Annotated in this window: 18 protein-coding genes and 1 pseudogene; 12 read left to right on the forward strand and 7 right to left on the reverse strand. The window is 68.0% G+C overall.

Annotated features, from left to right (window positions below):
* Nucleotides 1–10: 10 nt before the first annotated feature.
* Nucleotides 11–379, reverse strand: a pseudogene (locus tag ACQHIV_RS30945) (family 43 glycosylhydrolase); the annotation flags it as partial.
* Between the two features lie 176 nt (nucleotides 380–555).
* Here ACQHIV_RS30945 and ACQHIV_RS30950 point away from each other — a divergent pair.
* Entirely contained in the window at nucleotides 556–2,805 is a 2,250-nt protein-coding gene (locus tag ACQHIV_RS30950; protein ID WP_427887383.1) for a transglycosylase domain-containing protein, read from the forward strand.
* Nucleotides 2,806–2,903: 98 nt separating this feature from the next.
* Nucleotides 2,904–4,097, forward strand: a complete 1,194-nt coding sequence (locus tag ACQHIV_RS30955) for a mannosyltransferase family protein (protein ID WP_427887384.1) — start codon at nucleotides 2,904–2,906, stop codon at nucleotides 4,095–4,097.
* A gap of 201 nt (nucleotides 4,098–4,298) precedes the next feature.
* On the opposite strand, the gene ACQHIV_RS30960 is transcribed toward ACQHIV_RS30955, so the two are convergent.
* On the reverse strand, nucleotides 4,299–8,240 hold the full coding sequence (locus tag ACQHIV_RS30960; protein ID WP_427887385.1) for a GH92 family glycosyl hydrolase: 3,942 nt from the start codon (nucleotides 8,238–8,240) through the stop codon (nucleotides 4,299–4,301).
* A 339-nt stretch (nucleotides 8,241–8,579) separates the two neighbouring features.
* Between ACQHIV_RS30960 and ACQHIV_RS30965 the strand changes: the two genes are divergently transcribed.
* The 9 genes from ACQHIV_RS30965 (at nucleotide 8,580) to ACQHIV_RS31005 (ending at nucleotide 20,487) form a co-directional block, all read left to right on the forward strand.
* Nucleotides 8,580–9,188, forward strand: coding sequence for a hypothetical protein (locus ACQHIV_RS30965; protein WP_427887386.1), 609 nt, complete (start codon nucleotides 8,580–8,582; stop codon nucleotides 9,186–9,188).
* Nucleotides 9,181–10,995, forward strand: coding sequence for a hypothetical protein (locus ACQHIV_RS30970; RefSeq protein ID WP_427887387.1), 1,815 nt, complete (start codon nucleotides 9,181–9,183; stop codon nucleotides 10,993–10,995). The genes ACQHIV_RS30965 and ACQHIV_RS30970 overlap by 8 nt, the downstream gene beginning before the upstream one ends.
* A 91-nt stretch (nucleotides 10,996–11,086) precedes the next feature.
* Complete coding sequence (locus ACQHIV_RS30975; protein ID WP_427887388.1) at nucleotides 11,087–13,756, forward strand: ATP-binding protein; 2,670 nt, start codon at nucleotides 11,087–11,089, stop codon at nucleotides 13,754–13,756.
* Between the two features lie 231 nt (nucleotides 13,757–13,987).
* The gene (locus ACQHIV_RS30980) at nucleotides 13,988–15,451 is read left to right on the forward strand and encodes a hypothetical protein (RefSeq protein WP_427887389.1); all 1,464 of its coding nucleotides are present in this window, start codon (nucleotides 13,988–13,990) and stop codon (nucleotides 15,449–15,451) included.
* A gap of 62 nt (nucleotides 15,452–15,513) precedes the next feature.
* Nucleotides 15,514–15,804 (forward strand): hypothetical protein, encoded by a 291-nt coding sequence (locus tag ACQHIV_RS30985; protein ID WP_427887390.1) that lies wholly within the window; start codon nucleotides 15,514–15,516, stop codon nucleotides 15,802–15,804.
* Nucleotides 15,805–15,979: 175 nt separating this feature from the next.
* Complete coding sequence (locus tag ACQHIV_RS30990; protein ID WP_427887391.1) at nucleotides 15,980–16,324, forward strand: hypothetical protein; 345 nt, start codon at nucleotides 15,980–15,982, stop codon at nucleotides 16,322–16,324.
* A 91-nt stretch (nucleotides 16,325–16,415) separates the two neighbouring features.
* Complete coding sequence (locus ACQHIV_RS30995) at nucleotides 16,416–17,333, forward strand: HD domain-containing protein (protein ID WP_427887392.1); 918 nt, start codon at nucleotides 16,416–16,418, stop codon at nucleotides 17,331–17,333.
* Nucleotides 17,334–17,386: 53 nt separating this feature from the next.
* Nucleotides 17,387–18,286 carry an NAD-dependent epimerase/dehydratase family protein gene (locus tag ACQHIV_RS31000; protein ID WP_427887393.1) on the forward strand — a complete coding sequence of 300 codons (900 nt, stop codon included), beginning with the start codon at nucleotides 17,387–17,389 and terminating at the stop codon, nucleotides 18,284–18,286.
* The gene (locus ACQHIV_RS31005; protein ID WP_427887394.1) at nucleotides 18,283–20,487 is read left to right on the forward strand and encodes a glycosyltransferase family 2 protein; all 2,205 of its coding nucleotides are present in this window, start codon (nucleotides 18,283–18,285) and stop codon (nucleotides 20,485–20,487) included. Before ACQHIV_RS31000 ends, ACQHIV_RS31005 begins: the two co-directional genes overlap by 4 nt.
* Here the strand turns inward: ACQHIV_RS31005 and ACQHIV_RS31010 are convergent.
* Nucleotides 20,396–20,860 (reverse strand): GtrA family protein, encoded by a 465-nt coding sequence (locus tag ACQHIV_RS31010; protein ID WP_427887395.1) that lies wholly within the window; start codon nucleotides 20,858–20,860, stop codon nucleotides 20,396–20,398. The genes ACQHIV_RS31005 and ACQHIV_RS31010 overlap by 92 nt on opposite strands.
* A 155-nt stretch (nucleotides 20,861–21,015) precedes the next feature.
* Between ACQHIV_RS31010 and ACQHIV_RS31015 the strand changes: the two genes are divergently transcribed.
* The gene (locus ACQHIV_RS31015; RefSeq protein ID WP_427887396.1) at nucleotides 21,016–22,170 is read left to right on the forward strand and encodes an NAD-dependent epimerase/dehydratase family protein; all 1,155 of its coding nucleotides are present in this window, start codon (nucleotides 21,016–21,018) and stop codon (nucleotides 22,168–22,170) included.
* Here the strand turns inward: ACQHIV_RS31015 and ACQHIV_RS31020 are convergent.
* Genes ACQHIV_RS31020 through ACQHIV_RS31035 form a run of 4 tightly spaced genes read right to left on the reverse strand, consistent with a single transcriptional unit; the run spans nucleotide 22,160 to nucleotide 26,019 of the window.
* Complete coding sequence (locus ACQHIV_RS31020; RefSeq protein WP_427887397.1) at nucleotides 22,160–22,882, reverse strand: methyltransferase domain-containing protein; 723 nt, start codon at nucleotides 22,880–22,882, stop codon at nucleotides 22,160–22,162. The genes ACQHIV_RS31015 and ACQHIV_RS31020 overlap by 11 nt on opposite strands.
* 34 nt (nucleotides 22,883–22,916) lie before the next feature.
* A complete protein-coding gene (locus ACQHIV_RS31025) occupies nucleotides 22,917–23,918 on the reverse strand; it encodes an alanine racemase (protein WP_427887398.1) in 1,002 nt (333 codons plus the stop codon).
* Between the two features lie 4 nt (nucleotides 23,919–23,922).
* Nucleotides 23,923–25,053: a lipid II:glycine glycyltransferase FemX gene (locus ACQHIV_RS31030; RefSeq protein ID WP_427887399.1), complete on the reverse strand. Its 1,131-nt coding sequence runs from the start codon at nucleotides 25,051–25,053 to the stop codon at nucleotides 23,923–23,925.
* Between the two features lie 54 nt (nucleotides 25,054–25,107).
* Nucleotides 25,108–26,019 (reverse strand): SDR family NAD(P)-dependent oxidoreductase, encoded by a 912-nt coding sequence (locus tag ACQHIV_RS31035; protein ID WP_427887400.1) that lies wholly within the window; start codon nucleotides 26,017–26,019, stop codon nucleotides 25,108–25,110.
* Nucleotides 26,020–26,096 lie beyond the last annotated feature (77 nt).

Consider the following 26,096-nt stretch of genomic DNA (forward strand, 5'->3'; position numbering starts at 1 on the left):
TGTTCGGGACGGTGAAGTACAGGACGTACTTCCCGTCGAGGTAGCGGATGTCCGGCGCCCAGAACCCGCTGTTCGGGTCGGCCCAGGTCGGCCGGTTGGCCGCGTTGAACACCGAGCCGACCTTCTCCCAGTGGGTGAGGTCGCGGGAACGGGCGATCTTGTACGAGTCGCCGTCGTGCCCGTCCTTCGCGTACGGGCCGCCGGTCGAGTAGGCGTACCACCAGCCGTCGCGGCCCTTGATCATCGAAGGGTCCGGGAAGTCGGCGGAGTACCCGGCGGTGACGGGATTCGTGTAGCCGACGGCCGGCGGGGCCGCGGCGTGACTGACCGAGGAGACGAGCAGCGTCAGGCCCGCTGCGAGCAGTGAGAGGCGGATCACATCCCCAGGGAACCGGATGCTTCCAACGTTGTAAAGGCTCTACCTGAGAGTTTGGGTGGACCACTGTCGCCAGGTCGGCCGGGGATTGCTAGCATCCTGTGCGGATTCGGGCCTGTTACCACACCCACCGTAGTCTGTGGGGCAATGACTCCCGCGAGATCGTCGAGGATTGCACAGTGAGTGAAGCTCGTAGAAAGGCCAGCCCGCCGCGCCGGCGGAAGAAGCACTGGGCGCTGCGGGTACTGGGCTGGCTCACCGCACTCCTGTTCCTCGGCGTCATCGCGGCGGTGGCAGCGTTCTTCATCATCTATCAGACGACGAAGATCCCGACCGCCAACGAGGCGTTCCAGGCCAACACGACCACGGTGACGTACTCCAGTTCGTCCCAGCCGCTCGGCCAGTTCTTCGACCAGAACCGGCACTCGGTGCCGCTCGCCCAGATCCCGAAGCACGTCCAGGACGCGGTGATCGCGGCCGAGGACCGGACGTTCTGGACGAACCCGGGTATCTCTCCGCAAGGCATGGTGCGGGCTGCCTGGAACATCGCTCGCGGTCAGCAGTTGCAGGGTGGCTCGACGATCACCCAGCAGTACGTCAAGGTCATGTACCTGACCCAGGAGCGGACCCTGACCCGAAAGCTCCAGGAACTGTTCATCGCCACCAAGCTCGGCCGGACGCACGACAAGAGCAGCACGCTCGAGGGCTACCTGAACACGATCTACTTCGGCAAGGGCGCGTACGGCATCTCGGCCGCCGGCGACGCCTACTTCAGCCAGCCCGACCCGAAGAAGCTGAGCGTCCCGCAGGCAGCGTTGCTGGCGACGGTCCTGAACAACCCCACGCTCTTCAACGTCGACAGGACCGATGTCGCGACGAAGCGGCGGATCATCGAGCGGTATCACTACGTGCTGGACGGCATGCAGCAGATGGGCACGATCACGGCTGCCCAAGAGGCGAGGTACGCCAAGACGCTGCCCCCGCTGAAGCCGAAGAAGAAGCAGAACGTCTACGCGGGGGCCAAAGGGTTCCTGCTCGACATGGCCCGCAAGGAGCTGTTGCAGCGGGGATTCTCCGAGGAGCAGATCAGCGGCGGCGGCCTCAAGGTGACGACCACCTTCAGCTACACCCAGCAGAAGCAGATGGTGGACGCGGCCGAGAACGAACTGCCGAACAAGAAGGGCAACCTCCATGTCGGGATGGCCACGGTCGAGCCGGGGACCGGACGGCTGCTCGCGATGTACGGCGGGCCGGACTTCCTGACGAGTCAGCTGAACTGGGCGACGGCGAAGGCCCGGCCGGGGTCGGGCTTCAAGCCGTTCGCACTGGCCGCGGCGCTGGAGGACGGGAAGAGCCTCTACGACATCTTCCAAGGTGACAGCCCGATCAAGATCCAGGGTCAGAAGCTCGGTAACGAGTTCAACCGCGACTACGGCGATGTCACCCTGCTGAAGGCCACCGAGCAGTCGATCAACACCGCCTTCTACGACCTCGTCGACAACAAGATGCAGGACGGCCCGAACAAGGTCGTCAACGCGGCCGAGGCGGCCGGCGTCCCGAGAACGAAGGTCCTCGAAGACGGGCGGCACAATCCGTCGACAGTGCTCGGTCCGGACCCGTACGCGTCCGCGGTCGACATGGCCGAGGCTTACGCCACGTTCGCGGCGGACGGAATGTACGCGCCGATGCACGTCATCAGCGAGGTCAAGGGTGCGGACGGCAAGGTGCTGTTCACCGACAAGAGTCTCGACAAGTACAAGAAGCAGGCCATTCGCCAGGATGTTGCGCGGACGGTCAACTTCGCGCTGCAGGATGTCGTGACCGCCGGTACCGGTGTCGGCGCCAAGGACCTGGGTCGCCCGGTGGCCGGCAAGACCGGTACGGCGGGTGGCGTGGCCGTCGAGGACCGGGCGAAGGACAAGGCCTGTGGCGGCTGTATGCAAGGCTCCGCGACGCTGACGTCGTGGTGGACCGGCTACACCCCGCAGATGTCGACGGCGGTGGTCTACCGGGCCGGTAAGACCGGTGAGAGCAACCTCGACCCGTACTCGAGCGACAAGGCGTTCTTCGGTGGTAACTGGCCGCTGAAGACCTGGCTGGCGTTCATGAAGCCGGCCCTGGAAGGGGCACCCGAGGAGTCCTTCCCGGACCCGAGCGGGGACCAGATCAAGGACACCACCACCCCGACGTACACGCCGCCGCCGAGTACGCCGACGAACACGCCGACCAGCACCCCGCCGCCGAGTACGCCGCCCCCGAGCACGCCTCCGCCGAGCACGCCTCCGCCGAACACCCCCACCAACACCCCGACGAAGACCAAGCCCACCAAGACCAAGCCGACCCAACCGCCGAACACCCCGGTGATCCCGCTCCCGACGGGCGGCGGGACAACCAAGCCGCCGAGCACCCCCGGCTCCGGCGGCCAGTAGTCCTCGAGGTCGCCCGGGCGGCTGGAACCCGGCTGGAACCCGGATGGGGGACGATAGGGGCGTGACTCGGGCGGACTGTGGTGTGCGGTGGTGGCGGCGTGTTTGAGCGCGCGGCTGCCGGCGAGCCTCGGCCGGGGCGGGCGCGGCGGGCCCGGGTTGACGGGGTCTGGTGGCAGCGGTGGATGCCGTCGGCGCTCGGGCGGGAGGTGCTCGGGTGGTGGCTGGTGTCCCGGGTCGGGCTGTTCGTGCTGTCGGTGTCGGCGCCGCTGCTGTTCAACCGCGGTACCGACTACCCGAACGTGTGGCGGGCCTGGCTGCAGTGGGACGTCTGGCACCTCAACGCGGTCGCCCAGTACGGGTACAACCACGGTGAGCCGTCCGGTGCCCCGCTGGCGGCGTTCTTTCCAGGTTTTCCGTTGCTTGTGCACATCGTCGCGTACACCGGCATCGGTTACGTTGCCTCGGGCATCGTGGTCTCGGCTGTCGCCAGTGCGGTCGCGGGCGCGTACCTGGCGCGGCTGGCGGAGTACGAGTTCCCGGAGCTGAAGGGGATCGGGCCGAACGCGGCCATGGTCTGGTACGGCGCACCGGTGGGCGTGTTCCTTGCCGCCGGGTACACGGAGTCGCTGTTCTGCGCTTTCGCGTTCCCCGCCTGGCTGGCGGCGCGGCAGGGGCGTTGGGCGCGCGCGGCGATCTTCGTCGCCCTGGCGTCGACCGTACGAGTCTCCGGCCTGTTCCTGATCTTCGCGCTCGGTGTCGAGTTCCTGACCTCGAAGAAGCGGGACTGGTTGTCGCTGCCATGGCTGGCGCTTCCCCTGGTACCGGTGCTGGGCTTCATGGCGTACCTGAAGCAGATCCACGGGTCCTGGTTCGCCTGGCACGAGGCGCAGGAGAAGGGGTGGCCCCGCAAGTTCACCTGGCCGTGGACTGCGCTGCAGCACACCGTTGAGGCCGCAACCAAGGGCCGGTTCCCGGCTGACCGTACCGACTGGACCTGGATGTTCCGGGCAGAGCTGGTCGCGTTGGTGGTCTGCCTGCTGCTCCTGGTCTGGCTGGTGTGGCGACGCTCCTGGGGCGAGTCAGCGTGGGTCGCTTCGACCTTGGGCGCCTTCTGTACGTCGTACTGGGTCTTCTCGCTCACCCGGGCCACCCTGCTGCTGTGGCCGCTGTGGATCGGCCTGGCGGTCCTGATCAAGCGAAAGCCGTGGCTGGGGCGGTTCTACCTAGGCCTGGCGATACCACTGGCCGCTGTTTGGGCGGCCGCGTTCTTCACGGGCCGCTGGTCCGGCTGAGCCGTCTCGATGTCCGGCATGTGGACAGTTTTCGGCGGAGGCAACCCCTGAGCGGGTTCGAGCGTCGATAGGGAAGAAGGGGTGGCAGTCCGGGCGGGGACCGCCACCCCTCATCAAGTTCCGGCGGAACCTCTCAGGGGCAGGCTCCGCCGGGTAACCCGTACCGAGGGCGACGGCGGCTGCCGTCGCCCTCTGGTTTCGTCAGCCCCAGTTCCGGTCGATCGACTGGGACGGGGTCGGGCTCGGCTTGGCCGCGGCGCGCTTGTCGCTCGGGTGGGTGCCGGGCTCGACGCCCTTGAGGGTGCCAAGGAGTTCGAGTTCGGCGAGCGTGACGCCGTCGGCCGCCGGCGCGAAGACCAGCCGGTACTGCGTGTAGGCCTTCGGCGAGGCGACGCTGAAGGACCTCGTGTACGACGCCCACGCCCACGACTCGCCCGTACGGCGATCCACGGTCGTCCACGTCGTACCGTCGTTCGAGCCCTCCAGCGTCCAGGCGGACGGCGCCGTACCGGTGGTGCCGCTGGTCAGCGTGTACATGCCGACCGGGCGGCCCTGCGGGAGGGCGACCGTGACGGTCGGCCGGGCGCCGGTCAGCGTGACCTGCGTCTTCGCGTCGTTGTCGATCAGCTTGGACACGTCGGTACCACCCGCACCGATCACCGCGCCGGTGTCCGAGGTGGAGTCCCGCCAGGTCATCGGGTCCTCGCCCGGCGTGGTGATCGACGGCGGGGCGTCGTTGCGGCCGGTGCCCCACTTGGTCGGCTGGTCGGTCATCTCGAACTCGATCTTGCCGCCGTTAGCGATCAGGTCGTGCGGCAGCGAGGTCGAGGTCCAGTTCTTGCCGTTGACCTTGACGCTCTTCACATAGATGTTGTTCGACGAGTTCTGCGGCGCGCTGACCACAAGCTTCTTGCCGCCGGCAAGCTTGATCGTCGCCTTGGTGAACAGTGGCGAGCCGATCGCGTACGTCGGCGAGCCGACCTGCAGCGGGTAGAACCCGAGCGAGCTGAACAGGTACCACGACGACATCTCGCCGTTGTCCTCGTCGCCCGGGTACCCCTGCCCGATCTCGGAACCTGTGTACAGCCGCGACAGCACCTCCCGGACCTTCTCCTGCGTCTTCCACGGCTGTCCGGCCACGTCGTACATGTAGGTGATGTGGTGCGACGGCTGGTTGCTGTGACCGTACTGGCCCATCCGGACGTCACGGGCCTCGAGCATCTCGTGGATCGTCCCGCCGTACCCGCCGGTGTGCAGGGCGTCCTCGGGCGTGCTGAAGAACTCGTCCAGCTTCTTCGCCAGCCCGTCCCGGCCGCCGTAGATCGCGGCCAGCCCGGCCCCGTCCTGCGGGGTCGAGAAGGCCATGTTCCAGGCGTTCGTCTCGGTGTAGTCGTGGCCCCAGTCGCGCGGGTCGAACGTGCTGGGCGCGTTGCCCCAGACGCCGTTGGGGTCCTTGCCCTGGAAGAACCCGACCGCCGGGTCGAACAGTGTGACGTAGTTGCGCGCCCGGTTCAGGAAGTACTTGTAGTTGTCCAGGTACTCCTGCTTGCGCGGGTCGTTCTTCTTCGCCTTGTCGTACAACGCCTTCGACAGGTTCGCGATGCCGAAGTCGTTGATGTAGCCGTCCATCGACCAGCTGAAGCCCTCGCCGGTGGTGTTGGCGGTGTAGCCGTTGAACGTGGACAGGTCCATGCCCTTGCGGCCGACGTTCTGCGACGGCGGTACGACGGACGCGTTCTTCACGGCCGCATCGTACATGTCCTGGACGTCGATGCCCTTGATCCCCTTGAGGTACGCGTCCGCGAAGGCGACGTCGGACGACGTACCGACCATCAGGTTCGCGTAGCCGGGGGAGGACCAGCGGGAGATCCAGCCGCCGTCCTTGTACTGCTGGACGAACCCGTTGACCAGCGCGGCCGCGTCGTCCTGGGAGAACAGCGAGTACGCCGGCCACACCGTGCGGTAGGTGTCCCAGAAGCCGTTGTTGACGTACGTCTGGCCGGCCACGATCTTCGAACCGGTCTCGGTCGGGGTGTCGGTGCCCACCTTCGGCGAGGTCGGCGACGCGTACTCGATCACCGGGTCCTTGGTGGTGCCGGTGTTCTCGGAGCCGTTGTTCGGGTAGAGGAACAGGCGGTAGAGGTTCGAGTACAGCGAGGTCAGCTGGTCGGCTGTCGCGCCCTCGACCTCGATCGTGCTCAGCTTGGAGTCCCACGCGGCCTGGGCGGCGTCCTTGACCTTGCTGAACGTCGAGCCGGCCGGGAGCTCCATCTCCAGGTTCTTACGAGCCTGCTCGGTGCCGATCAGCGAGGTCGCGATCCGGAGCTGCATCTGGGTGGTCTTGGCGTCGAACATGAAATAGCCGCCGACGTTCGCGCCGCCGCCGTTCGACAGTTTGCCCGAGGCCAGCACCTTCTGGTCGACCACGCCGTACACGAACAGCCGGCCGGCGCCTGTGGACAACCCGCTCTTGATGTCGGAGTACCCGGTCACGACGCCGGTGGCCGGGTCGAGGGCCAGCCCGCCGCTGTTGCTGACGTTGTCGAAGACCAGCGACGCCTTGCCGGCCGGGAAGCTGAAGCGCAGCATCGCGGCGTGGTCGGTCGGCGCGATCTCGGCCGCGTTGCCGTTGTCGAACGTGACGCCGTAGTAGTACGGACGGGCGATCTCGTTGTCGTGGCTGAACGACCAGGCCCGCGCCTTACGGTCTGCGGTTGGCGTGTCCGCTGTCGACGGCATCACCTGGAACGTCTGCCGGTCACCCATCCACGGGCTGGGCTCGTGGCTGATCGACAACGCCTGCATGGTCGGCCGGTTGGCCTCGTTGTTGCCCTTGGCATAGTCGTACAGCCAGGACGTCGAGCCGGCGTTCGTGACCGGCGTCCAGAAGTTGAAGCCGTGCGGTACGGCGGTCGCCGGGAAGTTGTTGCCCCGCGAGAAGCCGCCGGTGGCGTTCGTACCGCGGGTGGTCAGTGCGAGGTCCGAGGGGTGCTTGGCCGCGGTCTTCTGGGCCGCACGGTCCGGGTTGATCGCGGCGGCGATCCGGATGTCGTCGACCCAGCCGCGGAAGTCGGCAGGGCCGGACGGCTTGTCGTAGCCGATCAGGATCCGCTTGATCGTCTTGCCGGCGGCCACCGCGCCGAGGTCGGCCTCGACGTTGTTCCACTGGTTCGTGTAGAGCGCCTTCGAGTCGCCTTGACCGCGCGGGCTCAGCTCGAACCCGTGATGGTCCTTCGCTTTGAGGTCGCTCAGGTACGTGCCGTCGTCGAACGCCAGATCCAGCGCGGCGTACGTACTTGGGTAGCTGAGGTCGCCCTCTACGTGCTCAGGGAAGATCTTGTACGACAGCCGGGTGTCCTTGCCGACCTTGAGGTCGACGTCGGAGATCTTGTTCCACGTGTAGCCACGGCCTGTCGCGTCCTGATGACCGGCGTACCGGAAGGACTTCACGCCGGTGAAGCCGACCCGGGCGCGGGCGTTGTACGCACTGGTCGGGCCGGAGTCGAGCCGCGACTCGGCGACCGGGCCGGGCGGCGGCAGCGGGTCGCCGTTCGAGAGGTACCAGTCCGCGAGCTGGACGATGTTCTCGCCGTGGTTCAGCGTGACGTCGAGCTTGAAGTACGTGTACGCCGTGTCGTTGGCGAAGCTGTACTCCTTGGTCTGGAACCGGTTCGCGAAGTCCTGGTTCGTCTGGGTGTCCAGCGTGGTCCAGGTGGTGCCGTCGTTCGAACCGGACACCGTCCAGTTCTTCGGGTCGCGGCCGTCGGCGTCGTTCGCCGAGGTCAGGGCGTACTTCTTGATCACCACCGGCGCCGACGTCTGGTAGACGAGCCAGCCCGTCGGCTCGAACACCAGCCACTTGGTGAACTTGTCACCGTCGGCGGCGTTGGTGGCGATCTCGCCGCCACCGGTGTTCTCGCCGTTCGCGGTCACCTTGGTGACCTTGTCCATCTGACTGCCGCCGATCCCGGTCGGCGTCGGGCCGCGGACACCGTCGGTGCGCGGTTTCCCGTCCGGACCGGTCTCCACGGCGTCGGTGTAGCCGGGCTGCGGCTGCCCGGGCTCGAACGAGGTGAAGTACGACGAACCGCTGGCCACCGGCTGCTCGGAGGCAGTAGGTGACGCGGCATGCGCTGGCGTCATGGCAACAGACATTGTCACAACCAGCGTGAGAGACGTGACGAGCCCCAGTGGGCGGCGGAGATCCATCTACGCTCCTAGCACGGCCGTACCGACGCGACCCCCGTCCGCCGGTGTGGGTACGCGGCCCCGATGACAAGGTTGTCAGCCCGCGCCCGGCCGGAATCGTCTCCCGTCGATCACTCGCGGTCAAGACCTCGTCGCACTCGGTCCGCCTGGCGTGCGAGTTTTCCACAAGCTGCAACGCGATCGGGCTGCGACAGGCACAGTCGGTAACTACAGTTGCCTTGCGTGGTCCGGTGGAGACCGCACGTTCTACTTCACGGGGAGGCCGGAGTGGCGGTGCAGGCCGTGCGTCGGCAGTACACGCACCTGCTGCTGCCGCACGCCTCGCTGGACGATCCGCAGCGGGCGCTGTTCGAGGTGGCGCTGCGCCCGGCCGGCTGGGTCGCGGATCCGGACGAGAACTCGACGATGTCGCTGCGCTGGACGAAGGGTCACGCGTCGCTTCGGGTGCAGACGCTCGGGTGGTTCCCGCTGCTGGTGACGGTCGGGCCGATCGGGAGGCCGTCGGCGGTGCACCGGGACGCTGCGGCGCGGCTGACCGCTGCGGCGCTGGCTGGTGGCGGCAAGAGCTTCACCGACCGGCAGTTGGTCGAGTACCTGCCGCAGGCGCAGCTTCGCTGGCAGCGGGCACTTCTGGAGCGGCAGCGGTTGTCCACAGCCGAGCGGATGCTCCAGGCGCGGCGTTGCTCGTACTGCGGGACCTGGTCGGACACGTCCGCGACGCACTGCGCGGGGTGCCGGCGGCGGTTCACCACGGCTGACGACCAGGAACGGGACATGACGGTCAGCCGCGCCACGGCGACGGTCAAGGAGGCGGAGCTGGCGCTCGCCCAGCTGGCACGTGGTGTGGTGCTGGAGCGGCTGGGCGGTGTTACCCGTGGCTGAGGCAGTTGCGACTCGTGAGGCCGAGCAGTGGGGTTGGGAGTACCGCGGGCGTGAGGTCGTGGTCGTCGAGCAGCACGACCCGCCGGTTCCCGCCGTACCGCCGCCGTCTGCTCTGGCTGCGTTGGAGAGTAAGCGCGCTACGGCTGAGCGGCTGCGGCCTGTGCTGGTGTGGGTTGCGGTTGGCGCCGCGGTGGCGACTGTTGTGGTTGCTGCTGCGGTGCAGCCGTTGATGGCGTTGATACCTGCGGTGTTGGCGTTGGGTGTCGTGTGGCTGTGCTGGGGACGGCCTGAGTTGTTGCGGCGGGCAACCGTGAAGGAACACCAGCTGTGGATGGCGAACTGCGTCAGCACGATGGCTGGATTCGAGCGGGACGTGCAGGCCTGGCAGGAGGACCTCCGGGAGCGCGAGCGCAGCAGGGCGCTCGAGGTCGACGCAGTACGGCCGTGGGTGCCTGTGGGGCCGGTGACGAAGGAACGGGTCGACCTGTACGGCGGTACTGCTGCGGGTTGGCGTGCTGCGTTGCTGGCAATGGGTACGTCGCTGATGAGCGCGGGCGGGCGACTGGTCGTTCTTGATCTCACACAGGACACGGTTGTTGGGCCGTTGCGCCAGTTGGCGGAGGAACACGGTGCGCCGATCCGTGCGTCCGTCGTACCGGAGCACTCCTTGAACCCGTTGGCCGAGTTGAGTGCCGACGAGGTCGGTGTGGTTGTGGCTGAAGGGCTGCGGGCGGCAGAGCCTGAGCAGAGCGAGTCGCGGGGTGTGGACGCGACTTTGGTGCAGCAGGTGGCCGAGTGCCTTAAAGACGCGCCTGTCACGTTCAAGAGGCTGCACCTGGCGTTTCAGGTGTTGCTGCGGCAGCTGACGCCGGATCAGCGTGGTCTGCTGACACGGTCCGAGTACGCGACGCTGACTGATCTGCTGAGCGAGTCTGCGCGGCGGTCGGCTGAAGCTCGGCTGTTCCGGTTGGCGGCTGGGGTGCAGCGGTTGGCCGCTGTTACCGGTGACGGGGCGATGGACGGGTGGGACGGCGAGGAGGTTTCGCTGCGGGTGTTCGAGCTGTCGCACCGGGAGTCCGAGCTGACCGCGTCGTTGCTGCGGCATCTCCTGTTCCAGATCACGATGGTGCGGATCCAGCGCGGCGAGTTGTCCGGGCGGGGCGAGCGGATCGTCGTGATCGCCGGGGCGGACGCGTTCGCGCGGCCGGAGCTCGAGCGGTTCGACAGCATCTGCCGGCGCAACGGGCTTCGACTGGTGCTGTTGTTCGCGCATCTGCGGGACAGCGCGGTCGAGGTGCTCGGCGGCGGGGACGCCGTACTGTTCATGCGGCTCGGCAACGCGAAGGAGGCCGAGCAGGCGGCGACGTTCATCGGGCGGCAGCACCGGCTGGTGGCGAGCCAGTTCACGTACTCGCACGGGACGAACACTTCTGTGTCCACGTCGGACAGCACGACGCGCGGGAACAGCGCGTCGACGAGCGAGTCGAGCGGCGTACAGACGTCGGACAGTCGGCAGGCGACGTTCGGGTTGCTGTTCAGCCGGCGGCATCGGTCGGGGTCGAAGACGAGCGGGGAGCAGTACTCCGAGTCGACCACCGGCGGTACGTCGTGGTCGGAGTCGACGTCGACATCCGCGTCGAGCGGGACTACGGAGAGTACGTCGATCGGGTATCAGCGGACGTACGAGTACGCGATGGAGCCGACCGTGCTGCAGGGGTTGTCGCCGACCGCGTTCGTGATGGTCGACCCGCTCGATCCCGCGAGTCCTCGCCTTGGCGACTGCGATCCACGACTGGGAGCTCTGTGATCCCGTGGGCAGGCGTGTCGGCGGTTCCGCGCCCGGGGATCCCCGCGAGTCCGTGGCCGGGATTCCCCGCGAGTCCGCGGCCGGGGGTGTTGTGATTCCGCGGGTGCGGATCGTCGAGGTGCCGCTGGCCGGCGGGCCGGAGGCGGATGCGGCGCAGCGGTTGATCGCGTTGCGGCGCGGGTTGTTGCCGGCGTTGACGCTGCAGGCGGCGGCCGGGCAGCCCTTCAGCTTTTGCTGGACCCGCACTGCGGTCGGTGGGCCGCTTGAAGTGCGGACGTCTGTTGGGGATTACCCGGTTGGTGCGCGGGTCGTCGACGCGGAGCCGGTCGAGTTTCCGTGCTGGGTGGACGTCGGCGGCGTGCACGACGTACTCACGGCACTGCCCGAGGCCGAGGTCGAGCCGGCCGGGCTGCTCGAGGACCTCGCGGAGGCGCTGCCGCCGTTCGCCTGGCTGGTCGAGGCGGTGCCGATCACGGACCGGCGCGAACTGCTCGACGACCTGCACCTGCGGATGACGATCGGCCTGGACCGCGAGAAGATCTCCGGCCGCGACGCGCTCGACCTGGAGCGGAACCGCGCCCGCTACCGCGACTTCTCCGCGGCCCCAGGCGGCCTGTGGACAGTGCGCGTCCACGCCGGCGCCGCGGACGACCGGACCGCCCGGACGATCGCCCACACCTTGAGCGCCACCGCCGACCTCCACGAAACGCCGTACACGCTCACGGTCCAGGACTCGACCGGCTTCGAGGCGACCGGCTTCGAGGCGACCGGCTTCGAGGCGACCGGAGAGCTGCTGGCGGCGATCGCCCGCCCGCCGATGCGGGAGATCGTGGGTGTGCGGGCGGTCGAACAGGTCCGCTTCGACCTGACCCCGGAGACCCCCGCGGACGGCATCCCGCTCGGCGACGTGATCGATACCGCGGGCCGGGCCGTGGCGCCGATGACGGTCTCGCGGGACACGCTCAACCGGCACGCGTTCGTCGCCGGCGCCACCGGGTCGGGCAAGTCGCAGACGATCCGGCACCTGCTCGAAGGGCTCAGCGCGGCCTCCGTTCCGTGGCTGGTGATCGAGCCGGCGAAGGCGGAGTACGCCGGGATGGCCGGCCGGATCGGCGCCGACTCCTCCGTCGCGGTGATCCGCCTCGGCGACCCGGACGCCGTACCGCTGAGCCTCAACCCGCTCGAACCCGAAGCCGGCTTCCCCCTGCAGACCCACCTCGACCTCGTCCGCGCGCTGTTCCTCGCCGCCTTCGAAGCACACGAACCTTTTCCACAGGTGCTGAGCCAGGCCTTGACCCGGTGCTACACGTCGTACGGCTGGGACCTGGCGCTCAGCCGCGGCGCCACGCAGTACCCGACCCTCGCGGACCTGCAGACCACGGCCCGCGCGGTCGTCGACGACATCGGGTACGGCGCCGAGCTCGCCGCCGACGTCCGCGGGTTCGTGGACGTCCGGCTGACCTCGCTCCTCCTCGGCACCCCCGGCCGCTTCCTCGGCGGCGGTCATCCCCTCGACGTCGCGGACCTGCTGCGGCGCAACGTCGTACTGGAACTCGAAGACGTCGGCGACGACCAGGACAAGGCGTTCTGCATGGGCGTCGTCCTGATCCGCCTGATCGAACACCTCCGCGTCCACCGCACCGCCGCCTCCGGCCTGCAGCACGTCACGGTCGTCGAAGAGGCCCACCGGTTGCTCAAAGCAACCACCGACGGTACGGCGAACCACGCCGTCGAACTGTTCGCCGGCCTGCTCGCCGAGATCCGCGCGTACGGCGAAGGCATCGTGATCGCCGAACAGATCCCCAGCAAGGTCATCCCCGACGTCGTCAAGAACTCCGCCCTGAAGATCCTGCACCGCCTCCCCGCCGCCGACGACCGCGAAACCGTCGGCGCCACCATGAACCTCACCGACCCCCAGTCCCGAGCCGTAGTCTCCCTCCCACCCGGCCAAGCCACCACCTTCACCGACGGCATGGACCGTCCCGTCCTGATCCGCATCCCCCACGGCGAACGCCGCGAACACCGAGCCGCCGCACCCCCGACGGTCGCCGTCGCCGGGCGCCGGAGTCCGACCTGCGGAGTGAGCTGCGGTGGGCGACTCTGCACGGTTCGCGACATCGCGGACGCGGCGCGGTTTCTGGAGAAGAACCCGAGGTTCGTCCTGTGGGTGGAGTTGTTGACTGTGGCGCATCTCGCCGCGGTCCCCAAGCCGGTTCCGGCGGAGCCGTGGACGTTCGGCGGCGTACCCGAGCGGGTCGTGGAATGCGCGATCGCCGAGTCGGTCGGGGTCGCCGTACTCGGACGCGCGGAGACGCTCGGGCGGGACGTCGTACCGGCGCTGCTCGTGGACCACCTGGCCGGGGTCGCCATCGGCCACGTCAGGCAAGGAACGCTGAGCTGCCCGGCGACCGAGATCGAATGGCAGGGCGGCGACTTCCGGTTCGCGGACGTCGCGGACGCGCTGCGGACCTACACCGGCCCGTTCGACGCGCCGCACCCTTCGACCCCTGACTGGGAGCGGCGCGGCCTGAAGCTCTGGGGCTCGACCATCGAAGAACAGATCGGCAGCTTCCTGAAGAGCCACTCCGCCAAGGTCTCACCCACCTTGCTCCTCGGCGACGGCACCCTCCTCCGCACCGCCGCCACCCTCTCGAGGTCCACCGACCCCTATCTCCAACTACTCACCGCAACCCATGGCCTCACCATCCCCGGCAGCTGGCATCGCTACGTCTTCCGCTCCCTGGAAACGAAGGCCAAGTAGCCCATGGACCGACCATCCCGCAGACCCGAGCCCCTCGAACCGAACGAGCCCGCCGAGTCACGTGCCGAGCCGCAGGACCAGCCGACTGCGTCCAGCTCAGCACTGGAGGAGACCCAACCGCATCGCCGCACCGACGATGCGTCAGATCCCGCACCCGTCGAAGGCCACCGAAGCCAAGCCACCGACCGAACACCCGAGACCGCCCAACGTCCCGACGACTCGACGCCCGCAATGTCCGCCTCGGACGCCGCTCACGGCAATGACGCCGCCGACGCCTGTGACGCCACGGACGAGCGAGGCGACCGTGAGACAGCGCCGGTTGTGATTGCCCGTCCAGCCGACAACTCACCGGAAGCCGACCGCGACATCTCAGCGCAGCTACCCGCCGAGCTCCGTGAACAGATGCTCCAGGACCCGATATTCACACGCCTCGGCTGGGGAACCGACGACCATGCTGAGTCGGACGGTGATGACGGCATCGGTTCCGGCGAGCAGCTCGTAGTCCATTCCTCCGACACCGAACGGCCTTCAGCTCCGCAAGAACACCCCGTCGACGACAGACAACCCGCTGCCGGCGGGGGTGCAGCAGGAGCAGCAGGTGCCGAGCGAACCGAGATCGACCAGGCGGTCATCGATGAACCGGTCATTTATCCGCCGCGGGACCAGCCATCCGACGCGGTATCCGACGTGGAACCGCCCGGTGCGAAGTCTGCAGACAACGACCCCGATGGTGCACAGGACCTTTCCGAGCAACCTTCGGGTGAGAGCAGCAAGACTGATGAACGGGATGGCGATCGCATCACGCATACCGAAGTGGACCAGGCTGATGGGATTGCACAAACTACAGGTCTGGAATCAGAGACACCTGCTGACTCCGTGGGGCGGTCCAGGAGCAACACCGTCGATGTCGCGATCGGGGAGGAAACCCTGGCCCAGCGACTCGGCCGTTGGGACGCCGATCGCCTGAACCTCCCTCGGCCCTCGTTTGCCGATCAGCGTGACGCTGCCCCGGACATCGACCAGCGAAGCGCCGACGAAGCCAATGCGGTCGCCTACATTGCCGCCAACAAGGAACAGAGCCCGTGGCTTGCCCCGGCGGCCGACTGCGAACCTGCGGTTCAGAGCATCTACGCATCGCTGGATCAAGGGTCAGGCCACGCGCATGTTCGACATGGACCAGCCGTTGACTCGCAGGCCCTGGCCGCGAGAGTCGCGCGGCTAGAAGATCCTGCCCAGTTGGACGGCAGTCTGCGGGACCGCGGCGTGGATGGGCTCGATCCGACGAAGATGCATTACTGCGGTCGATATGCGACAGCGATCGTGGACGCCCGTGCCTTCGCCGCAGCCATCGCGATGCTGAGTGAACATCCAGATGTACAGGATGCCCTGCGCAGTGACTGGGACGGGCCGAAACCCGATCAGCTCGAGATTCCCATCTCGGAGGTCCTCGGGGAGCGTGGTCATGAGCACTGTCTCGGCTTTCGGCTCGTCGGTGACTGGAACGACGCTCGAGTAGAGCGCAAACAGTGGATGCTGGCGAAGGCGACCGGGGCGGATCTCGGGGCCTTGCGCGAGCCTCGGGCAGAGCCGATCCCGACGTTCGAGGGCGGGGATTTTGTTGTGATATTCAAGCGTAACCACGCTGCGTCGAAGTTCGAGATAAGTACCACCTTCCCGAATCCTGCAGAATCATGAAGCGCGCGAGAGGAACGAAAAACGTGCCTGGAAGTAGGTCGTATTGGCTGAGGGACCGTTCGGTGCCGTTCGCAACGTTCCTTGCAATCATTCAGAGCTATTACCACCCTGAGGCCCGCAATGACAGCTTCGACGAACTGGTCGAGATGGCGCGAACCGGTCGAGGTGGAGAGCGAATGGCGACGTTCAAAGCCGAACTGGAGCGGCTGGTCCGAGGTGATCGTGACGGCTTGCGGGATGGTGCGATCGGCGATGCCACGGAGTACGACGACTGGAACACCGACGAGGAGTTCCTCGACTGGCTGTGGCGGGAGTTGTATCCGGGGGAGCCGGCGCCCAGCGCGGACGAGTGACGATCTGCAGTCGCTGTGGCGTGAGCTCTATCCCTCCGAGCCGTTGCCGCAGCCGTCGTAACTGTTCAGACCTGTCGGTGTCGGAAGGAACGCCGATCGTGTCCAAATCGATGCCGCGACGTACGACGGATGGAAGACGACGACTGGCCCAGTACTGGCTCGAGGAGCGATCCACGTGAGCTACTCGGGCGACTACTGGTTGACGCATCCGGATACACCGTTTGCCACCTTCCTGTCGGTTGTACAGACGCATCTTCACTCGGAGGCTGACCCGGACAACTTCTCTGCTCTCAAGCGGCGGGCGGAGGCAGACCGCCCGGACGACTCGGAGTTGCAGACCTTCAAGGCGGAGTTCGCGCGCCTGCTGCAAGGGGATCGCGATGGACTGCCGAGGGACGCATTGAGCCTCGCCGCGGACGGGGACGACTGGACGACCGAGGACGAGTTCTTTGTGTGGCTGTGGCAGGAGTTGTATCCGGGTGAGGCTCTGCCGGTTGAGGGTGAGGGTGGCCGTGACTGACGTGCGGGTGTTTGCGGGGTGGGAGGGGTGGGGTGCCGCGGCAGCGGAGTTGAGTGGGGTGCTTCCGCCGGGGGTGGTTGGGGAGTTGGGGGTGGCGTTCGAGGGGGCGGTTGGGTGGCATGGGGGGCAGGTGCGGCCGGCGGGGGAGGGGTATTGGGAGCACTTGTTGCAGGTGGTGGATGTGTTGGTGCGGGGGCTTGGGGTGATGGATGTGGATCTGTTGCGGGCGGGGTTGTTGCATGACGTGGTGGAGGACACCGACGGGACGCTGGAGGACGTGGCGGAGCGGTTCGGGGAGCGTACGGCGGGGTTTGTGGGGGCGGTGACGATCGGGCCGGAGGGGCGTACGGCGTATCTGGACAAGTTGGCGCATGCGTCGCGGGATGTGTTGTTGCTGAAGTTGTCGGATCGGTACAGCAATGTGCAGCGGTTGCACACGCATCCGCGGGTGGGGAAGCAGCGGTCGTACTACGCGGAGACCGTGGCGCGGTTTGTGCCGTTGGCGGTTGTGGATAAGCGGCTGGAGGAGTTGTACACAGCCTGGGCGGCGGCGTACTCGTATCTTGAAGGGCCTGTGGACACGGTGGAAGCGGCGGACAAGTTGGCGGCCGCGGTGCATCGGGAGCAGGTCGACAAGAGTGGTGAGCCGTATGTGCTGCACGTGCGGGGTGCGGCCCCGATCGCGCGGCGGGATGGCGCGGACGAGTACCAGCAGATGGCGGCGCTGCTGCACGATTCGGTCGAGGACACGAGTTGCACCCTGGAGCAGCTGACGGAGCTGGGTGTTCCGGCGCAGGTGGTGGAGATGGTCGACGCGCTCACCCATAGAGCCGGCGAGACGCAGGACGACTACCTGACCCGGCTGATCCGTACACCGGCGGCCGTGCCGGTGAAGCGGGCCGATATCGAGCACAACAGCAGCCCCGCGCGGCGGAGCCGGCTTGATCCGGAGACGCAGGAGCGGCTGCGGAAGAAGTACGCGCATGCGCTCGAAGTGCTCGATCGGTGACGGCGGGTGACGAGCATGGTCGGGGGTGGACCGGCGCAGGTAGGTTGAGCGGTATGGATGAGCGTGTGCTGGTCACCGGGGCCTCCGGATTCATCGGGCGGGCCGTGGTGGCGGCTCTGCGGGAGCGGGATGTGCCGGTGACCGCGGTGGACCGTGAGCCGCCGGATGCCTCGTGGGACGCGGGGGTGCACGTGGTGACCGGGGACCTTGCGGAGCAGGAGACCTGTGTCGCGGCGTTCGAGACGCGGCCGACCGCGGTGGTGCATCTCGCGGCGTTGACGTCGGTGTTGCGGTCGGTGGACGCGCCGATGCAGACGTTCGCGCAGAACGTGACGATCACGCAGGTCCTGCTGGAGTTGTCGCGGGGCAGCGGCGTGGACCGGTTCGTGCTCGCGTCCACCAACGCGGTGGTCGGTGACGTCGGTACGTCGACCATCACCGCGAACCTCCCGCTCCGGCCGCTGACGCCGTACGGCGCGACGAAGGCCGCGTGCGAGATGCTGCTCTCGGCGTACTCGGGCAGCTACGGGATGGCCACCGCCGCGCTGCGGTTCACCAACGTGTACGGGCCGGGGATGTCGCACAAGGACAGCTTCGTGCCGCGGATGATGCGGGCCGCGCTGAGCGACGGCGGCGTCCGGGTGTACGGCGACGGGCAGCAGCGCCGGGACCTGGTCTTCATCGACGACGTGGTGAGCGGCATCCTGCTCGCGCTGGACAGCAGGTACGACGGCCGCGCGATCATCGGGTCCGGGCGTTCGGTGTCGGTGCTGGAGATGATCGAGACGGTGCGCGCGGTGACCGGATGCCCGGTGCCGGCCGAGCACATCGACGCGCCGGCGGGCGAGATGCCGGCCGTGGTCGTGGACATCACCAACGATCTCGGATACCGGCCGACGGTCTCGCTGGACGACGGCCTCGCCCGCACGTGGCAGTACTTCAAGAACCAGTGAACCCCAGGAAGGCGCTGCGGACGCACTGGCTGCTCGCCGTCTTTCTGACCCTGGGTCTGGTACTGCGGATCCTCGCGACCGTCGCCTACACGCCGGCGATCGTCTACGTGGACTCCGTGCAGTACCTGACCAACATGGGCAAGCTCAGCCCGGAGCAGCTGAACCCGATCGGGTACGACTTCGTCCTCGGCCCGCTGGTCTGGCTCGGCGGGCTGAAGCTGGTCGTGATCATTCAGCACCTGGTCGGACTGCTCCTGGGCGTCGTGATCTACGTGCTCGCCCGGAAGCTGACGGTCTACCGCTGGCTGTCCGCGGTCGCCGCCGCGCCGATCCTGCTCGACGCGTACCAGGTGCAGATCGAGCAGAACATCATGGCCGAGACCACGTTCGACGTGATCCTGGTGGCGATCCTGTGGCTGCTGCTGGCGAAGGGCGTGCCGGGGTGGCGTCGCGCCGCGGTGGTCGGCGTACTCGTCGGTGCCGCGTTCACGGTCCGCGCGATCGGCCTGGTGCTGCTGATCGCCGTGGTGCTCTACCTGCTCGTCGCCTGGCGCAAACGACGAGTGGACGTGGTACGGCGTACCGCTGCCGTCGTCGCCGGGTTCGCCCTGGTCTTCGTTGCGTACGGCGCGTACTTCCGGATCGACACCGGCCGCTGGGGCTTCACCGGCGCCGAGAACGAGATCCTGTACGGACGGACCGCCACGGTCGCGAACTGCGACAAGCTGCCGCTCAACGACGGCACCCGCTTGTTCTGCCCGAAGGAGCCGCTCGGACAGCGTCTGGGCGTCGACAAGTACGCCCACGACCGGTACGGCGACAAGAACTGGCCAGGACCGTTGCCGCCCGGTACGACGAAGCGCCAGTTGGCGACGGAGTTCGCGCATCTCGTCATCAGGCACCAGCCGCTGGACGTGACGTGGGCGGCGTTGAAGGACTTTGCGAAGGGGTTCGGGCCGACCCGGACGACGTCGCCTGACGACGTACCGCTGGACCGTTGGCAGTTCCAGTTGGTCTACCCGAACCTCAAGGACCCCAACACCGCCAAGGCGGCGGTGAAATGGGGAGGGTCTCAGCCACATGTCTCCCACGTGCCTGCGGTCATTCTGCGTGCCTACCAACTGCATGGTGGCTACACGTCGGGCACACTGCTCGGGCTGTGCGCCCTGATCGCTCTTGCTGCTGCAGCGGGCTTGGGACGTGCCAAGACGTCAGGGCTTCGTTCCAGAGCACTCTTTGCGGCTGCGGCCGGCCTTATCCTCCTACTCGGCTCAGCCGCTTTCGAGTTCTCTTGGCGCTACCAGCTGCCTGGGCTGGTCTTCTTCCCGCTCGCAGGTGCCATAGGTCTCCGCGCCATCCTCGGCAAGGACCAGGCACGCCCCCCGATGGCTCCTTACCCCGACGCAGTGGATTCAGCGGCTGCCAAAGGCCTCACCCAAGACTTCGCCCCGGTCGTTGTTGTGATCGCGGCGTACAACGAGGCTGCCGGAATCGGCCCGGTGCTGACGAACATGCCCAAGACGTGCGCCGGCATGCCCGTCGACGTCCTGGTCGTCGTCGACGGTGCGACCGACGACACCGCCGACGTCGCGAAGGACCACGGCGCGTACGTCTGCGTCGCCCCGGCGAACCGCGGCCAGGGCGCCGCGCTCCGGCTCGGGTACCACCTGGCGGCTGCGGGCGGAGCGCAGTACGTCGTCACCACCGACGCGGACGGGCAGTACGACAACGACGAGCTGGAGGTCCTGCTCGAGCCGATCCTGCTCGACCGGGCCGACTTCGTCACCGGGTCCCGCCGGCTCGGGGCCGAGGACGCGGACAGCCGGCTGCGCTGGGTCGGCGTCCGCGTGTTCGCCGTACTGGCGTCGATCCTGACCCGGACGAAGCTGACCGACACCTCGTTCGGGTTCCGCGCGATGCGGGCCGAGCTCGCGACCGCGGTGACGTTGCGGGAGCCGCAGTACCAATCGTCCGAACTCCTGCTGGGTGCGCTCGCCCTACAAGCCCGCGTGGTCGAGCTGCCGATGACGATGCGCCGCCGCGGCGACGGCAGCAGCAAGAAGGGCCCGGGGATCGTGTACGGCGCGAACTACGGGCGAGTGATGACGACTACGTGGCTACGGGAGTACGTGCTTCGGCGGCGGGGGCGGCGGCCGGCTTGGCGAACACCAGCCGATCGAACAGTACGAACTTCACGATGAACAGCACCGCGTAGGTCCCGAAGTACGAGCCGGTGACCAGGAGTGTCTTCCAGGCGTGTGAGTCGATCCCCCGGACCAGGTGGTCGGTCAGCGAGGTGACCAGCGCGGCGGAGACGGCGGAGCCGACCACGATCAGGGTGTACGGCAGCTTCTGGCCGCTGCGGCCCCAGGTGTAGCGGCGGTTCAGCACGTAGTTCGGGACGGCGCCTGCGAACCAGGCGACCAGGGTCGCGACGAGGGCCGGCGCACCGAACCAGTAGCAGAGGGCGAATGCGAGCTGGCTGACCACGGTCGCGACTACGGAGGACGCCGAGTACTTCGCCCACAGCAACCATCTGCCGCGGCGGGACCTGAGCTTGGTGAGAGCGCGCATCGGGGCCTATTCTGCACCCCCGCCCCAGCCTGCGGCAGAGCGGCGAGAATTCTCAGCCGATTGCCAGCGAATAGATGACTCCTGTCACGTTACGGGAGTGGGTACTCAGGATATGAAGGATTCTGACGACGTTTCTGACGGAAGGCGGCCGAACCGTGCGCGTACTCGTACTGGGCGGTGACGGCTACCTAGGGTGGCCGACTGCTCTGCACCTCTCCGACCGCGGCCATGACACGGCTGTGCTCGACAACATGGCCCGCCGCGGGTACGACCGCGAGCTGGGTGTCCAGAGCCTGGTCCCGATCGAGGATCTCGAGTCCCGCGTGCAGGCGTGGAAGGAGGTCTCCGGCCAGACGATCCCGGCGTACGTCGGGGACCTGCTCGACGCGGACTTCGTCTACCGGGTGCTCCGGGAGTTCAACCCGGACGCGATCGTGCACTTCGCCGAGCAGCGGGCGGCGCCGTACTCGATGATCGACCGCGAACACGCTGTGTACACGCAGCACAACAACGTGGTCGGCACGCTGAACCTGATGTACGCGATCGCCGAGGTCAACCCGGACATCCACCTGGTGAAGCTCGGCACGATGGGCGAGTACGGGACGCCGAACATCGACATCGAGGAAGGCTGGCTGGAGGTCGAGCACAACGGGCGCAAGGACCGGATGCTCTACCCGAAGAAGCCCGGCTCGTTCTACCACCTCAGCAAGGTGCACGACTCGCACAACCTCGAGTTCGGCTGCCGGATCTGGGGGATGCGGGTCACCGACCTCAACCAGGGCGTCGTTTACGGCCAGCAGACCGACCAGACCGTGCGGGATACACGGCTGCAGACCCGGTTCGACTACGACGCCGTCTTCGGCACCGTGCTCAACCGCTTCTGCATCCAGGCCGTCCTCGGCGAGCCGCTGACGGTGTACGGCGCCGGCGGTCAGACGCGCGGCTTCCTGGACATCCGCGACACCGTCGAGTGCATCCGGCTCGCGGTGGAGAACCCGGCGGACCAGGGCGAGTTCCGGGTCTTCAACCAGATGACCGAGAGCTACTCGGTCTCTCAGCTCGCGGACCTGGTTGCTGAGTGTTTCCCCGGCCCGGTCCAGGTCGAGCACCTGGAGAACCCGCGCGTCGAGCAGGCCGAGCACTACTACAACGTCAAGCACACCGGCCTGGTAGTCCTTGGCCTCCAGCCGCACCTGCTGTCCGAGACCCTGATCGAGTCCATGTTCGACATCGTCTCCGCCAACAAGGACCGCGTCGACCCGGCCGCGCTGCTGCCGACAGTCCGCTGGCAGGGTCCGCTCAAGCGGTAGCCGACACCAGGAGCGTCGGGATCGCGGCCAGGAAGCGATCCCGACGGCCTCGGCCTGCCTGCTCGGACAGCCAGCCGGCCGCGTCCTCCTGCGTGATCAAAGCTTTCGCGACAGCCGCCTCGGCCGCGCTCTTGAGCTGCGGGGCCATCAGCTTGTAGTCGGTCACGACCTCGTTGTGTACGGCGACCTCGACGTCGTGGAAGCGATGGTCGAGGAGTACGTCGCGGAGCGTCCGGGCCGCGCGGGGTGAAACCGTACGCGACTCCAGGCCGAGGCGGATGACGTCGGTGAGGTCCTGGTCGGAGCTGTCGATCAGGAAGAAGCCGTAGTCCTGGCCGCCGACGACGATCCGGCCGCCGGCCCGCAGTACCCGGTGCGCTTCGGCGATCGTCGGCCGCGGATCGTCGAGCAGGTGGAACAGCCGGAGCGCCCGGTACCCGTCCATCGACGCGTCCTCGAGCGGCAGGTCGTCGGAATGTGCCACGTGAAACATCGCGCCGGGCGCGCGTTCGCGGGCGGCCTCGATCGCGTCCGGGTCCACGTCGACCCCGGTCACCTTGAGGCCTTTCCGGGTCAGCTCGGCGACCGCGTGTCCCGCGCCGCACGCGACGTCCACGCAGGCCGCCCCGCGCTTCAGCGCCAGCAGCCGGTACGACGCCGCGCGCAACTCGGCCGCGCCGGGCCGCTCCTCGATCCACTCCAGAAAGCTCATACCCTCCACGCTGCAACTTCAGGTGGACCTGAAGTCAATCCATCGACACCTTGTCGTAGGTCGTGATGGTGTGCCGGACGTCCAGGTCGATCTCGTCGCCGACCGCCGGCGGGGCCACCGCGGCGGGCAGGAACAGCATGCTGGCCTGCATGTGCGGCGGCTCCGCGAACCACCGCTGCTTGCCCTCGATGCTGAACGGCGACAGCGCCATCCCGGCCGCGTCGAGGCCGCCCTTGGCCATCGCGATCGCCCGCTGCCGGACGGTCGCCGCACCGGTCGGCGCCTCCAGCCCGACGCCGTTCGCCGTACCGCCGGAGACGATGATGATGTGCCCGTCGCCGCTCACCCGGCGCTGCCGGTACCCGACCCGCTCGCCGCGGCGGACCGAATGCACGTCGAGCACGGTCGCCTTCACCGTCAGCGCGCCGCGGTCGCCGAGCCACAGCCCGGTGCCCATCCGGAGCTTCACGTCGTCGCCGATGTCGCCGAGCTTCTGCGCCGGTACGTGCGACACCCAGAGCGTGTTCTTCCGTACGTCGAGGGCCGCCTTGGCCAGTTGCTGCGCCTCGCGGAGGTTCGCCGACGTACCGCCCGCGCCCATCGGGAAGTGCAGCGACCAGCCCTCGAACCGGATCCGGTCGAGCGCGTTCAGCAGCATCGTGTGCCGCAGCTCGCGGGCGCCGATGCCGTGCCGGCGCATCGAGGTCATCACCTCGATCAGCACCCGGCTGCCGGCCGGGATCGAGACCAGGTCGGCCAGCCGGCTGACCGTGTGGATCACGTTCTGGCTCTTCGGCATCTCCAGGAACGGCCGCCACGGCGACAGCACCACGACGTCCTCGCGCGGCTCCGCGGGGACCTCGAAGTACGTGCCGACCGCGACTGTCCGCGCGCCGAGTGCGCGCGCCTCCGCGAACAGGCGGTGGTTCCCGAACCCGTACCCGTTGCCCTTGGCGACCGGGACGATGTCGGGGTTCCACGTGGAACGGAGGTGGTCACGCCATCGATCGGAATCGACGTGCAGGACTAGGGGCATGGTGTCAACGCCGTCTCATGTAGAGGTCGAATGCGGTGTAGAGCGCCTTGTTCAACGGCAGATCCCACTCACCGACGTACTCGACGGCCTCGCCGCCGGTACCGGTCTTGAACTGGATCAGCCCGACGTGCGGGTCGTTCGGGTCCAAGGTGTCGGTGATGCCCCGTAGGTCGTACACGGTTGCACCCGCCGCGAGTGCGTCCGTCATCATGCGCCACTGGATCGCGTTCGATCCGCGCACGTCCCGCTTGGCGGTCGAGCTGGCACCGTAGGAGTACCAGGAATGACCGCCGACCCGGACCCAGATCGTCGACGCGACCAGGTCGCCCTCGTGGTGGGCGTTGTAGATCCGGAAGTCACAGCAATCGGCCGGCTGGTTCGCCATCGCGGCGTACATCTTCTCGAAGTACGGCAGCGGCCGCGGCGTGAAGTGGTCGCGCTGCGCGGTCTCGACGTACAGCCCGTGGAAGGCCTTGATGTCCTCCGGTCCGCCCTGCGTCACCTCGACGCCGGACTTCGCGGCCTTCTTGATGTTCCGCCGCCAGAGCTGGTTCATGCCCTTCAGCAGGTCGTCCTCGGTGCGGCCGGCCAGCGGCACCTGGAAGACGTACTGCGGCTGCCCGGCCGCGAAGCCCTCCGCGATCCGGGGCGGCTTCCAGCCGAGCTTGCGGAGCTTGTCGCCGACGGTCGCGCCGGACGGCTCGATCACGTCCGGGCGGACGTCGCCGAGCTTCGGCTGCTGCCCGCCGGCGATCGCGTCCTTGATGGTCTGCGCGCCCCAGCGGCGGGTCGCCACCGGCGGACCCATCCGGATCCCGAATGCGCCCCGCTCGGCCAGGTGCGCGGCCAGCGGCCGCAGGTAGCTGCCGAGGTCGATCGCGTCCCAGTCGACGACCGGGCCCTCCGGGAGGTACGCGAGGTACCGCTTGACCTTCGGCATCTGCCGGTAGAGCACCAGGCCGACGCCGACGAGTTGGCCGGGCGTGCCCGGCTCGTACCAGCCGAGGGACTCTGCCTTCCATTCGCTCTTCACCGCGGCCCAGCCGGGCGTCTGCAGGAAGCTCGCCGCCGGCTGCGCCGCGATGTACGCGGCGTGCTCGTCGGACGAGATGGTCCGGATGCTCAAGTCACTCACGGTGGGTCAGGCTACCGGCCCAGCCCCGGGAACCGTAGCTGAGCCGGTTTCTGATCAAATCAGCTTCTCGGACAGGTCCCACAACCGAGTGGCCGACTCCGGATCGAGGGCGTACGGCGCGACGCCGGTGTTCTCGCCCGCGACGTTGGGCAGTGCCTCGTTGTTGTCCTCGAAGTACTTGCCCGTCACGCCCTGCACCAGCGGTGAAGCCGCCAGCAGTACGGAGGTGGCCGCGCCCTGCTCGACGGTCTTCCAGCGGTACTGGTCCCAGTCCTGCTGCACCTCCGCCGGGACGTGCCGCTGCAGCGCCGTCCGGATGCCGCCCGGCATCAGCGCGTTCACGACGATCCCGTCCGCGGCCCACCGCTTGGCGCCCTCGACGGCGAACAGGATGTTCGCGGTCTTCGACTGCCCGTACGCCGCCCACGGCTCGTACGGCCGGTTCTCGAAGTGCAGGTCGTCGAGGTGTACGCCGGAACGCAGGTGGGCGCTCGAGCTCACCGACACGACCCGGGCGTCGCCGGCGGCCGCGAGCGCGTCGTACAGGCCGAGGGCGAGGCCGAAGTGCCCGAGGTGGTTGGTGGCGAACTGGTGCTCCCAGCCTTCCGGGGTGCGCTGGAGCGGCTCGGCCATCACGCCGGCGTTGTTGACCAGGATGTGCAGCGGGCCGGTCCAGCTCTGCGCGAACGCACGCACCGAGCCGCGGTCGGCGAGCTCGATCGGTGCGACGAAGACGTGATTGTTGCCGGTGTCCTCGATGATCTGCCCGGCGACCCGCTCGCCGGCGGCGGTGTTCCGGACCGCGAGGGTCACCTCGGCGCCGGCCGCGGCGAGCGCCCGGACGGTCTCGACCCCGATCCCGGACGCGCCACCGGTGACGACCGCGCGCCGACCGGCCAGGTCGACCCCGGCGAGCACCTCGGCCGCGGTCGACTCGTAGCCGAAGGGTGTGGTGATTCTGCTCATCAGCATCCGTCCCTAGACTGTATCCGGAGGAGCCTCCGGTACTTTCGAGTCAACCGGAGGTGCCTCCGGATATCAAG

Origin of the sequence: Kribbella polygonati, assembly GCF_050320105.1 — a bacterium.
Lineage (GTDB): Bacteria > Actinomycetota > Actinomycetes > Propionibacteriales > Kribbellaceae > Kribbella.

Coding starts and splice junctions, on each gene's coding strand:
- ACQHIV_RS30960 (WP_427887385.1), bottom strand. CDS start 8,240: ATGACGCCAGCGCATGCCGCGTCACCTACTGCCTCCGAGCAGCCGGTG.
- ACQHIV_RS30980 (WP_427887389.1), top strand. CDS start 13,988: ATGTCCGCCTCGGACGCCGCTCACGGCAATGACGCCGCCGACGCCTGT.
- ACQHIV_RS31000 (WP_427887393.1), top strand. CDS start 17,387: ATGGATGAGCGTGTGCTGGTCACCGGGGCCTCCGGATTCATCGGGCGG.
- ACQHIV_RS31010 (WP_427887395.1), bottom strand. CDS start 20,860: ATGCGCGCTCTCACCAAGCTCAGGTCCCGCCGCGGCAGATGGTTGCTG.
- ACQHIV_RS31020 (WP_427887397.1), bottom strand. CDS start 22,882: ATGAGCTTTCTGGAGTGGATCGAGGAGCGGCCCGGCGCGGCCGAGTTG.
- ACQHIV_RS31025 (WP_427887398.1), bottom strand. CDS start 23,918: ATGCCCCTAGTCCTGCACGTCGATTCCGATCGATGGCGTGACCACCTC.
- ACQHIV_RS31035 (WP_427887400.1), bottom strand. CDS start 26,019: ATGAGCAGAATCACCACACCCTTCGGCTACGAGTCGACCGCGGCCGAG.